Genomic DNA, 12,717 nt, shown 5'->3' on the forward strand with positions numbered 1-12,717 from the left:
GATTAAACACTTACCATATATCATGGAATAAAAGTTAAAATTCAAACTTCTACTGCAATTTAAATTGTGTTGCATAATTTTTATACTATTTAATTTTAATAGTAAACTTCATATCTTCTTTAATTGTATATTTCTTTTCAAGATCAACAGCTTTTAATTTAAATTGGTCATTTTTATTCAAAACAGGCAATTGTGCTGTATATTTATGATTCAAAGGATCTGTTTCTTTTACAATATCCTTAGTTAAATTATACTCTTTACTATTAGAATCTATTATGTCCATTTCGTAAGGGGACATTGCAGAAAGAAGATTAGTACATTCATAGTGAAGTAATGTTTTGTCATTTAAAAATTCTATTCCAGTTATTTTATATTCACCTATTTTTCCTTCAGATAGAGTAGTAGTGCCATTTAAATTTAATGGAGTTTCTTTAGTGGTAAAATGAAACATTGCCTTGCTATGACTATTTTTCCATTTTAAAAATTCTTGTGAACTGACAACATAGGGAATAAAAGTTAAAGTTTTGCTGTCTTCATATGCATTTCTAAAAAGAATTTGTGAATAATAAGTATGAGTATTTGCTGAACCACTTGTGTTGCTGCCTTTAGCCGTCAAAGATCTTCCTTTGTCATCAAAAACCAGATAGCAGTCGTTAAAATCATTATCTTTTGTTTCTGAAGTTCTTAAGGCCGTATTTATTGGGGTTATTAAAATTTCATTTACTTTTAGTCCTGGTCTTAAAGAAGATAAATCTATATTAGGTTTTATGGATTTTACATTAGTCTTAATTTTTTCATTGGATACTTTAAATTTGAAATCCCAGTTTCCTGCAATATCTTTAGAAAGCATCTTTATACTTTTTATATTAAGATCCATAGTGAAATTGTCTGGTATAGTAACATTTCCGCCTACTATGAAATTACGGTGTTCTTTTGGAAGATAATCCTTTACCATATTAACACTGGCTACTCCGACATAAGTTTTTTTATCTTTGAATTTACCAGTGTCTCCTCCGCCAAAACCTATGTCTTTTCCATTAATTTTCATACTTGTTTCACTCATTATGACGGGGATTTCCTTAATTTCATTTTCACTTTGAATGGTATATCCAATGTTTAAATCTATACCATCATAAACTATGCTGTTTATTGTCACAGTTGTATCGTTAGAGGTTTTACTCATATTTAGTTCAGAACTGTATGTTACATAATCTTTATCAATAATATTATTGTCACTTAAAAATTGAAAAACTGAACTTACTACAGGTAAATTTCGTGCAAGAGCAGGATTTGCTGCAGTAATACCTATTCCGCACAACAGCATAATTGCTGCTGCAATTGCACTTTTCTTTAAAGTTTTATTCTTTCTTTTAGGTAAATTATCTAAAGTATTTTTTATTTTTAAATTTAAGTTTTCTGGTAATATAAAATCTTCATTTTTTGCTTTTTCTTTTAATATATCATCAAAAATTGAATTCTTGTCCATTTCAAAATACCTCCTAATATTCTTTCAACATTTCATAAAGTTTATTTCGTGCTCTTGAAAGCCTGGAACGAACTGTTCCTTCAGGAATATCTAAAATTTTTGCTATATCCTTTTGAGGAATATCTTCAAAATAAAACAGGGTTGTTACAATTCTTAAATCCTCAGAAAGGGAGTTAACAGCACTAGTAAGTTCTAATTTAGAAAATTCATTTGTAACTTTAGCATTATCCTGAACTTCTTCTATAGGAATGATCTTATGGTTAGATCTTAATATGGCATTACATTCATTTATTAAAATTCTTATAAGCCACGTTTTAAAATATTCATTTTTCTTTAAATGAATTATGCCTTCATAGGATTTTATTATAGTATTTTGAAAAGCATCTTCTACATCCTGTGGGCTATTTAGAATACCTACAGCTATTCTATACATAGATGCCTTACTATTTTCTATTATTCGTATAAAAGCATCCCTATCACCTTTTTTAGCCAGCTTTATATACGCTTTTATATTTTTACTAGAATCCATTTTTGAAACTAATTCCACGCCTGTACCTCCTTTTGTCTGTTTCCCTTAGCTAAGGAACTTTACACTTATTAGATGAATGAAACATACTAAATGTTCGCAAAAAAAGAAAAATTTTTTTTAAAAACTTTTAGCTTATTTTTTTCGTATTAAATAATTGAGATACAAAAAATTATTTGATTTAGGAGGATATAGTAAATGAAAGATATAATTGCCTTTGAAAATGTATGTAAAATATACAACAAAAAGTTTTATGCATTAAATAATGTAAATTTAAAAATTGGAGAAGGAATGTTTGGACTTTTAGGTCCTAATGGTGCAGGAAAAAGTACCCTTATGAAAAGTCTTATTACACTTATTATACCAGATAAAGGCAGGGTAATGGTGGATGGTTATGACACAAGGACTCATTCGCTGGAGGTTAGAGATATAGTAGGATACTTGCCGCAAGATTTTTCAATATATCCTAATTTAACTGCATTGGAATTTTTAGATTATATGGGTCAAATTAATAATATAGGCAGCAGGAAAACTAGAAATAGAAAGATAGAAGAAGTATTGAATAAGGTAAATCTTTGGGAGGCAAGAAATAAAAAGGTTGGAGGTTTTTCAGGTGGAATGAAGAGAAGACTTGGTATTGCCAATGCTATATTAAAAGATCCTAAAATTTTGATTGTAGATGAACCAACTGCAGGTCTTGATCCTGAGGAAAGAGTTCGTTTTAGAATGCTTCTTGTGGAGTTGAGTAAACAAAAATGTGTTATTTTATCAACTCATATTGTTGAGGATATATCAAGTTCTTGTGAAAGAATAGGACTTCTTAATAAAGGTAGTATAGAATATTTAGGATCTCCAATAGATTTTATTCTAAAAGCTAAGGGAAAAGTAAGCGAATTTAAAGTTTTAAGTGATGAAGAAATACTAAAATTAAAGGATAAATATGAAGTTATTTCTGTAAAAAGGACATCCTCTGGAAAGTTTTTAAGGGTTGTGGGGGGGGATTTTCAAGAGGAAGGTTATGGAATGGATATGGAGCCCAATTTAGAAGATGCTTATATGTATTTTATGAAATATGGAAAAGGGGAAAAGAATTATGTTTAAACAGATTTTTGTAATAGCAAAACAGGAATTCAAAAGTCTTTTGAAAAATTGGATTACAATTATTTGCATTATTACATTATTAATAGCACCTATTTTTGTATATAGTCCTATTGAAAGGAATGAACAATGGAATGTTCTATATGCTGCATATCAGTGTAATCATGCATTAGTTATTTTAGGTGTTATGGTTATACCTATTATAGTTATGTCAGTTTACTATAAGGATGAAATAACAGAAATGCCAGTAATAATTTTTTCTCAGCATATTACAGGGAAAATATATGCTGTAGGTAAATTTTTAGGTGCCTACTGCTATTGCTTATTTTTCTGTATTTTAGAAAATGCAATATGGATGTTAATGCCTTTATATTTTAAGCAAACACCGTATTCACCAATTCCATTTTTTAAGTATTTTATACTTTATTCAGCAGCTTCGTATTTGGCAATGGCAGCCTTTGCGTATTTCATTGACATTATGTTTAATATTAAGCCTTTAACCATATTTATTCCCATGATTTTATTTTTATGTTTAAGCGGTGACAATACTCCTAAAATTAGTTTAATGATATCTGGAATTTATATGGACAATTTGTATATAGGAAAGGCTCTTTCACCAGAAACTATAAATATCATTATGATAAACAGAACTTTTATAACAATTTTGGCTTTTGTATTAATTATAATTTCCATATTAAAATTTTCTACTGAAAAATTAATGAATAGAAGGTGATCTCATGATTTTAAAATATCATTTAAAGCAGCAGTCCAGGATTATGTTTGGGCTTGCAGCAACATTTATGCTAATAGTTTTAGTATTTAATCTGTGTAATATGGTTAAAGAATGGTATGTGATGGATTCTATAATAGCTCTTTTACCTGTATTTTTTTCTGGAAATATTTTTTCTAGTGAAATTGAAAATGGAACGGATTTTCTCATTTTTACATCAAGGACTCCTAAATATAAGATATTGATACAAAAATATATATCAACTTGGGTAGTATCCGAAATTGTACTTGCTGGTATATATACCTCTGCTGTGATTATGGGCTTTGAAAAATCTTTCTTTGGTTTTATAGCATTAATGTTATATTCAACTATATTAAGTTTAATAGCACTTCTGTTTAGTAATATTACAGGAAAAACTTTAATTGGGTATGGTGCAGCTTTAAGTTTATGGTCTTTAGAGATGATGTTAAATATTAACTGGCATGAAAGTCATCCACTATTAGCACTTAATATAAATTTACTGGAAAAGTCAGTTCAAGTTTGGTCAAATATATTATTTATGACTGTATTAATAGTTATATTTATGATTTTAAATCTTTTTCTTATAAGTAAAGGTGAGCATTTAAGAAAAAGTCTTATATATAAAGGTACATCAGCTGTAATTATAATCTCTTTAATTTGCTTATTTTCATACAATTACTTTTTTTCAAAAATGGAGTTTTGGAAGGATAACAATTGGAAGGTTTTACAGGGAGAAAATATCAATTTGCACTATAAAAATTTGGATAACAAGCGTGGAGAAGAATTATTTAGAACATGTAATGCAGAAGCAGCAAGTCTTGAAAATATGTTTCATGAAAATATATGCTTAAGTGAATTTTATACATTTAATTTAAAACAAAAAAACTCATTGGAAAAAAGTTATATGAATAATGCATATATAATGCCTATAAAATCTTTGAAATCCTTTAATAATGTTGATTATGAAGGAGAGTATTGGTATGAAAGTATAGGGAAAATTTTAATGGAACCAATATTTAAAAATGTTAAAAACACTAAGGAAAATGAAATATTAAAAGATGCATGGGAAAATTACATTTATAGTTTGTATATAAGCCCTAATATAGAAGGTAAATTGAAGGAAAATACTATGATTGTTCAACCTATATATTTAACTAAAGAAGAGTATGAAAAACAATTGGAAGAGGATTTGAAAAGTTTTAAGGAAAGCGAAAAAGAAAAACATGGGCTGTATAGTTTAGATACTATATCCAAGGTTTTATTGTATAAACTAGATAAAGAAAATCACGAAAACATGATAAAGCTTCTAAAAGATATACAGCACAGTGAAAGAAGTGTTTCTTATGATGATATAGAAAATATTATAAAAAAGTATTATAAGAGTAATTCTGTAGATGAAGTTCTAAAAATTTATAATGAAGTTAAAATTTATCATCAAAAGTATTATAATAACAGAGGAGTAGTAGAGGGGGATTAATATAGGAAGTCAATAATACAATTAGTTAACTCAACTTTTTTACAAAAAATAAATCAAATAAGTGTACAAAGGTATAGGAAGTGATATGTTGAAATTTGAAACAAAAAATCTTAATAAGAATTATGGTAAAAATGTTGCTTTAAATAATATATCCTTAACATTAAAAAATGGCATTATAGGAATTTTAGCACCTAATGGAGCTGGTAAAACTACACTTCTTAGAATTTTAGCTACTATAAGTGCTCCAAACAGTGGAAATATATATTTTAATGGAAAAGATATATTTGAAATGGGAAAAGGTTATAGAGACATTATAGGATATTTACCTCAGGATTTTGGGGTATATCCTAATCAAACTGCAGAGAAGTTTCTAAGGTATTTTTCTGTTTTAAAGGGAATAAGTAAAGAAAAAATAGATTATAAAATAGATGAAATTTTGGACATTGTATCTCTTTCGCATGTAAAGAAAAAGAAATTAAAGACATTTTCAGGAGGTATGAAAAAGAGAATAGGAATTGCACAAGCGCTTTTAAATGATCCTAAAATATTAATTTTGGATGAGCCTACAGCTTCTCTAGATCCAGATGAGAGAATAAAATTTAGAGATTTTTTAATTACAATAAGCAAAAGCAGGTTGGTTATTTTATCAACTCATATTGTATCAGATTTAGAAGCAGCAGCTACAGATATAGTATTTATGAGAGAAGGACAGGTTATTTCGCATATATCACCTGAAGAAGCTTTATCAGAATTAGAAGGCAAAGTTTATGAAGTATTGACAAGTTTGGAAATGGTACCTAAGCTAAAAAAGAAATATATTGTAAGTCACAGCATGAATAAAAAAAGTGGTATAGCAGTTAGAATATTAGGTGATAAGCCAGAAGAAAAGTCAACAATGGTAGAGCCAAATTTAGAAGATGTTTATACTTATTATTATCAAATAAAGTCTTGAAGAAGGTAATTATATGATAAATAAACTTCATTAGATCAAGTGATTCCTAGACTCAAGTGAAGTTTGCCTGTGAGAAATGCCTCTCTACATATGAGTCTTAGAAGAACTTATAAGTGGTGTAAAGTAGCTATCACATACTTGAGAAGATGGGGAAATTGGAAATGGTAGCGGTTAGATAAATAGTTTTAATTAGGAGAAATGTAATGTTTTTAAATGTATATAAAGCTGAACTTTATAAAATAGTAACATCCTACAGATTCAAATTGGCTTTAATAGCAATACTTATTTTATCAGCCTATAATATTTTAAGTGAGTATAGAAAGTTTCCAAATTATAACTCTATATATGAGGCTAATAAGAAATCATATAGTACTAAAATTGATGGCTATAGAAAAAATTTAGAGGAATTAAACAATGGAGTTCATTCAGCGTTTTATGATAATGCTACGCCTAATGAACTGAAAACAGAGAAGTATATAGATAAGTTTTATTTACAGTTTTATGAAAATCATAAAATCCCATCACCTAAAAAAAATTTTTCCTGCTCTTTATATAAGTGTATTTTTGACTATTATTACTGGCTTCCTATAATGTTTTTATTTTGTTGTGATATTGTATGCATTGAAAGAAAAAGAAATATTATAGAAATGCAGTTTTCTTCATATGTGAGTAGGGGTACTTTATATCGTTCAAAATATATGGCTATATTAACAGCTATGGGTTTGATATTTCTTTCTAATTTATTATTTTCTTTTATTTTCAGTGGGTGCTTAATGGGGTTTTCAGATTTATCTGGTTCAATGAGATCTATATTAGAATATGGGGATGCGGTGGTAGAGAGAAGTATAAAGGAATTATTATTATTAAAAATTGCTTTTGCATTTATAATTTGTGTATCAGCAGCAGTAATGTTTATTTTTATTTCAACAGTTGCTAGAGATGTTGTAACTTCTTATATAATAGGAGCACTAATGGTAGTTAATGCAGCTCCTTTCTATTTCACCATAGAAAATGGAATAGGTTTTTCTAAATATTTTTTTATTTCATTTTATTATGTAAGTGAGTCGTACATAAGAGGAGAGCCTACTTATAATATAAAAATTGGACTAGCTACTTTTTTTATTCAAAATGTTATTTTATATTTATTAGGAATTCATATTTATAAGAGTATAGAATCAGGTGGAAATTAATGAGGAAGCTCATAAGTTTTATGATGCCATTGGACTAAAACACAAGAGTACATGTATGGAGTTTAAATTAAATGGGGGTTAGTATGTAAATAAGAAAGAACATAAAAAGAAAGGAAGTGAATTTTAGTGAAGTTCTGGTATTTGGATGAATCACTAAAAATAAATTATGGATTCTATAAGTGATGAAGAGCTATTTGAAGAAATTAAAGAAGGCAAAAATCAAAATATGGAATCTATTGTAGCACGTTATTATAAAATTATTTTTAGATATATATATAATAAGATAAATGATTATCATATGGCACAAGATTTGTGTCAGGAAGTGTTCTGCAAGATTTATGAAAAAAGAAAAAGTTATTCGAAAGAATATTTATTTAAGCCTTGGTTATATAAAATTGCATATAATTCCATTATTGATTATACTAGAGGAAAAACTTATAGAAATAGAAATAAAGTTACGGTTTTAGATGAGAATATAAAAGAAAAAACTAATGTTATTGAGTATAAGCTTTTTAATAATAATATAGATGATATGCTTGAAGGACTTAGTGATGCTCAAAAGGAAGTAGTAAAGCTTAGATTTTGTGAACAGCTATCCATTGAGGATATTGCTATTATTACTGATAGTAACATAAATACAGTAAAAAGCAGGTTATATCAAGGTATAAAGTTAATAAAGAGCAGACTGAATAAAGTAGGAGGTGGTCTAGATGAAGCAAAATCTCAATAAAAATATTTTAAAAGATATAGAGCATGAAAATGCAGATGAAGAAATAAGTTTACAGGATATTGATGACATTGAAGCTTTTTTTAGTAAACAGCCTGAAATAGAAACACCAAAAAACTTGTTTAATAATATAATGGGGGCAGTGGAGCTTAAGTATGAGGAAGAAAACGTTCAAGAGACATATGGCAAGGAAAATGCATGTAGCAGCATAAAAAAATTGCTGCTTAATATAACGCATCAAATTTCACTTTTTGATGAAAGATTTTGGCTAGCTTCATTTATTATATTGGCATTAGGATATATAATTTTAAGAAATCCTGAAGGATTCAGTTTTATGCTCATAGCACCTATAGTTTCTATTCTATCCATATATTATTTGTACAGAGGTAGTTATTATAATATGCTTGAAATGGAAATGGCCTGTAAATATTCACTGTATGAAATTACATTAGCAAGAACTGTTATAATACTTGTATATAATATAGCTTTTGTAACTGCTATGACAGTTATTAATTATATAATGTGGCAGGTTAATATGTGGACTTTTTTAATTTTAACTTGGCTTTCTCCACTTTTAATATCTTATTGTATTGCACTTTACTTTTTCTATAAAAAAGGAACAATTCATAGTGTTATAGCAAATGTAAGTGTTTGGTTCATTTATAGCATAATGCTTAAGGGATTTTCGAAAATTAATTATAGTAGTGGAGATCTTGAAAAAGTAATCCAAATGCATAATAATTTAAATTATGTTATTGTAAACTTAATATTGATTTTAATTTCAGGGATTATGCTTTATAATATATTGAAAAGTATGAAAAAAACCTATGGATAAAATCACTTAAGAAGGGGAGGGTATTATGGATAATAGGGAATTTTTCAACAACCTAGCAGAAAAGTGGGACAGCATGTGTTGTCATCCAGGAGAAAAAGTTAATCATGTTTTTGATAAAATTAAATTAGAAAAAGGAAATCATGTTCTTGATATAGGAAGTGGTACAGGCATAATTATACCTTATATTGAGAAAGAAATTGGTGAAAGTGGAAAACTAGTAGCTTTAGATTTGTCTGAAAAAATGATAGAAGTATCCAAGAAAAAGAATGATTATAAAAATTTGAGTTTTTATGTAGGAGATTTTAATTCTTATAACCCTTTGGAAAAATATGATTGTATAATAGCTTATTCATGTTATCCTCATTTTAATGATAGGGAAGCTTTTTTTAAAAAAGCAAATTTTATTCTTAAGAAAGGTGGAAAAGCAGTTATTGCTCATATTGAAAGTAGGGAAAAAATAAACAGCAGACATAATGGAATAGAAGATCATATTCATTCTAATGACCTTGTGGAGGTAAATGAAACTTCTAAAATTATGAATGAACATGGATTTAATATAATATATACTGAGGATAATAGCGAATATTATATATGTATTGGCGAAAAATCAAAGGAACTATATTAGTAAAAGAATCACTTGATATGTAAAATAGCTCTGCACTTAAGCTCATTGGTGCAGAGCTATTTTTAATCTATTTTAAATAATCTAATGCTACTTGAACATAAGCAGCAACACCTATAGGTAAAGCATCCTCATCAACTTTAAAATGGTTAGAATGATGTGAATAACAGCAGTCCTTAGCTTCATTACGACATCCTAGAAGTAATAGAGCTCCAGGAACTTGTTCAAGGTATGCAGAGAAATCTTCTGATCCCATAACTTTTTCAAATTCAGGAATATTTTCTTCTCCTACTAATTTAGTTAAAGAGTTTTTAACCAATCTTGCTGATTTTACATCATTTATTGTAGGTGCGCAGATAAAATCATAGCTAAATTCATAATCACAATTATAGCCTTTGCATATGTTCTTAACCATATCTTCAATCCATTTAGGCATTTTTTTGCGGTTATCAGCACTAAAAGCCCTATTCATTCCAGTCATCTCTACAGTACCAGGAGTTACATTAAAACGCTCTCCTCCTTTTATAGTGCCAATGTTGATTACAATAGGTGATCTAACATCATTAAATCTACTTACTAAGGTTTGAACACCTTGTATTACAGCTGCAGCACAAGTTACTGCGTCTACTCCCTGCCATGGAGATGAACCGTGACATGATTTACCTTTTATAGTAAGATTCCATATGTCTCCAGAAGCCATCATTGGACCTTCTTTAATGGAAACTTTTCCTACAGGTACATCTGACCATATATGCATTCCAAATATAAAATCCACATCAGGATTTTTTAAAACCCCACCTTTGATCATTTGGTTAGCTCCATCAGCGACTTCTTCTGCAGGCTGAAATATAAACTTAACAGTTCCTTTTAACTCAGCTTTCATTTCAGATAAAAGTTTAGCTGCTCCAAGAAGCATTGAAACATGGCAGTCATGTCCACATCCATGCATAAACCCTGGATTTTCTGAAGTAAATGGAAGACCTGTATCCTCAGTAACAGATAATCCATCCATGTCAGCACGTAATGCTATAACATTTCCTTTTTTTTCTCCATTTAATGTACCTAAAACACCGGTTTCGCCTATGTGAGATACTTCTATTCCAAGGTTAGCTAATTCTTCTGCAATAATTTTAGAAGTTCTAAATTCTTTAAAGGATGGTTCAGGGTGTCTATGAAAATCTCTTCTAAATTTTAAAACCCAATCTTGTATATTTTTTGCTTTTTCTAATGTATTCATCAAAAGTCCTCCTCTATATTTATAATCGAAAAATTCAGATAATTATATTACAACAATTTTACAAATATGCCAGCTATAACTACTGAAGCTATAGATACAGTGGTAAATCCACCAACCAACATTCTAGGAAGAATGATATCTAATATATAATTTTTTTCAGCATCAGTTTTACATACTGATTTACATGCTTCATTAGTTAAAATATAATCTGCAGGGAAGCCAAACAATGCTGTTAAGGCACAGGCAAAACCCATTTCCTTGGTAAATCCCATAAATTTTCCAACAATCATTGACATTATAAACATTCCTAGTACACCTAATATGATTAATGTTATTAAAGGTAATATCATTTTTGAAAGTGCCTGAGGAGTAACAGATGAAAGTCCAGAGAAAATATATGCCATTAATCCAGTTATAAGCCATCCAAAAACTCCAGCTTTAACTAGTGCAGTTTCCTCTAAGAAGCCTAGTTCGCAGAATGCAACACCAAAAATTAAGCATATTATATACTGATTTACAGCTTGATTAGTTAAGTTTGAAACAAAGTTTGCAAGTAGTGCAACTAACATAATCTTTAAAAGTATAATATATGTTGTCTGATATTTTTCAGGTAATGGAGGAATAAGTTTTTTTCTCTGAGTTTCCTCGTGTGCAACTGCAACTTCATTGCTGCTTTTCAATAAATCTTCATTAACCCCATTTTTTCTGAAGTCACTCAAAAGCCTGTTGCTTTCTTTTTTCAAACAATAAGAAGTGAGAGGATATCCTATAAAGCCATGCATTATATACATTGCTATAGGAAGTACGGCTAGATCCATCAAACCTTTTGCTTTAACAGCTTCTGACATTAGTAAAGCTGCTACAATTCCGCCTGTTAACGGAGGAGTTGCTGCTACAACAGTATGCCATCCAAATAAAGCTCTACCTATAGTCATAGTTAAAAGCATTATGCCACACACACCAGCTATAGATACTGTAACTGATTTCCATTGATCAACTAACTTTCTTAAGCTCATTAATGTTCCAAGATGAACTAACAGTAAGCTCATAGCTACTGAAACAAAGCTTGGACCAAAGGATGCTTGTGCAACTATATCTTTAGGTAAGATTGTCCAAAAACCTATAATAAATAAAACTGCTGATACAAATACGGAAGGAATAAAAGCTTTTGTTTTATTAGATGCTATTTCTCCTATAACCATAATTAACATTACAACAAAAAAACATTGAATTACGTTAAATTTCATTAAATTGCCCCCTTACTTATTTCTAAATTTAATATCAAAAGTACAAGCTTGTATTTTTTACTAATGATAGGATTTATAAAAATGAATGTTAAAGCCCCATATTAACAAACGATTTTTAATAAATTATTTATAGTATACATAACATTAGTAAAAATAATGCTTAAGTTAGAATAATGAAAATTAAATTATTTTTAAACGTTAAATGTGATAAAAATAATTTGATGAATGAAAATAAGCTAGTAGTATATCTATAATATTGAAAAATTCACGATTTTTGAAACAAGATTTTATATTATGTCAAAAATATAAAAATAACATTAATTATTTCAAAAAATGAATATTAAATCATGAAATTATTCAATTTTTATTAAAAAAAGTATATTTTATATAAATAATTACATATTTACATGAAACTGATTTTGAAAAATATAAATTAATGAATATTTTTATTCATATAATAGTCATTACTAATTGATATATTTATTTTAAAACGTTTTTATAAAAATTAATTTTCAAATAAACATAATACTATGAAAAATTTGGGAAAATACTTCTGGAGTTTTATATAA

Annotated in this window: 12 protein-coding genes; 8 read left to right on the forward strand and 4 right to left on the reverse strand. The window is 28.3% G+C overall.

The window, feature by feature from the left end:
* Window positions 1–85: 85 nt before the first annotated feature.
* Together EG57_RS25795 and EG57_RS0209125 are read right to left on the reverse strand one after the other, a co-directional pair.
* The gene (locus EG57_RS25795; RefSeq protein WP_084572198.1) at window positions 86–1,486 is read right to left on the reverse strand and encodes a DUF4179 domain-containing protein; all 1,401 of its coding nucleotides are present in this window, start codon (window positions 1,484–1,486) and stop codon (window positions 86–88) included.
* Between the two features lie 13 nt (window positions 1,487–1,499).
* Complete coding sequence (locus EG57_RS0209125) at window positions 1,500–2,033, reverse strand: sigma-70 family RNA polymerase sigma factor (RefSeq protein WP_200880538.1); 534 nt, start codon at window positions 2,031–2,033, stop codon at window positions 1,500–1,502.
* A gap of 177 nt (window positions 2,034–2,210) precedes the next feature.
* Here EG57_RS0209125 and EG57_RS0209130 point away from each other — a divergent pair, with 177 nt between their 5' ends.
* From EG57_RS0209130 to EG57_RS0209165, 8 genes are all read left to right on the forward strand, one after another.
* Window positions 2,211–3,113: an ABC transporter ATP-binding protein gene (locus EG57_RS0209130; RefSeq protein WP_032076924.1), complete on the forward strand. Its 903-nt coding sequence runs from the start codon at window positions 2,211–2,213 to the stop codon at window positions 3,111–3,113.
* Window positions 3,106–3,843, forward strand: coding sequence for a hypothetical protein (locus EG57_RS0209135; RefSeq protein WP_032076925.1), 738 nt, complete (start codon window positions 3,106–3,108; stop codon window positions 3,841–3,843). Before EG57_RS0209130 ends, EG57_RS0209135 begins: the two co-directional genes overlap by 8 nt.
* Before the next feature lie 4 nt (window positions 3,844–3,847).
* On the forward strand, window positions 3,848–5,338 hold the full coding sequence (locus EG57_RS0209140; protein WP_032076926.1) for an ABC transporter permease: 1,491 nt from the start codon (window positions 3,848–3,850) through the stop codon (window positions 5,336–5,338).
* A gap of 88 nt (window positions 5,339–5,426) precedes the next feature.
* Window positions 5,427–6,290 carry an ABC transporter ATP-binding protein gene (locus EG57_RS0209145; protein WP_032076927.1) on the forward strand — a complete coding sequence of 288 codons (864 nt, stop codon included), beginning with the start codon at window positions 5,427–5,429 and terminating at the stop codon, window positions 6,288–6,290.
* Window positions 6,291–6,493: 203 nt separating this feature from the next.
* On the forward strand, window positions 6,494–7,480 hold the full coding sequence (locus EG57_RS0209150; RefSeq protein ID WP_032076928.1) for an ABC transporter permease subunit: 987 nt from the start codon (window positions 6,494–6,496) through the stop codon (window positions 7,478–7,480).
* Between the two features lie 166 nt (window positions 7,481–7,646).
* Window positions 7,647–8,210, forward strand: a complete 564-nt coding sequence (locus EG57_RS0209155) for an RNA polymerase sigma factor (protein ID WP_032076929.1) — start codon at window positions 7,647–7,649, stop codon at window positions 8,208–8,210.
* Window positions 8,191–9,042 (forward strand): hypothetical protein, encoded by an 852-nt coding sequence (locus tag EG57_RS0209160; protein ID WP_032076930.1) that lies wholly within the window; start codon window positions 8,191–8,193, stop codon window positions 9,040–9,042. The genes EG57_RS0209155 and EG57_RS0209160 overlap by 20 nt, the downstream gene beginning before the upstream one ends.
* A gap of 25 nt (window positions 9,043–9,067) precedes the next feature.
* Complete coding sequence (locus EG57_RS0209165; protein ID WP_032076931.1) at window positions 9,068–9,667, forward strand: class I SAM-dependent DNA methyltransferase; 600 nt, start codon at window positions 9,068–9,070, stop codon at window positions 9,665–9,667.
* A 67-nt stretch (window positions 9,668–9,734) separates the two neighbouring features.
* Here EG57_RS0209165 and EG57_RS0209170 read toward each other — a convergent pair whose 3' ends face one another.
* The gene (locus tag EG57_RS0209170) at window positions 9,735–10,901 is read right to left on the reverse strand and encodes a M20 metallopeptidase family protein (protein ID WP_084572199.1); all 1,167 of its coding nucleotides are present in this window, start codon (window positions 10,899–10,901) and stop codon (window positions 9,735–9,737) included.
* Window positions 10,902–10,948: 47 nt separating this feature from the next.
* Window positions 10,949–12,148 (reverse strand): hypothetical protein, encoded by a 1,200-nt coding sequence (locus tag EG57_RS0209175; RefSeq protein ID WP_032076932.1) that lies wholly within the window; start codon window positions 12,146–12,148, stop codon window positions 10,949–10,951.
* Between the last annotated feature and the right edge of the window lie 569 nt (window positions 12,149–12,717).

It is taken from the genome of Clostridium drakei (assembly GCF_000633595.2).
In the GTDB taxonomy this organism is placed as follows: Bacteria; Bacillota; Clostridia; order Clostridiales; family Clostridiaceae; genus Clostridium_AM; species Clostridium_AM drakei.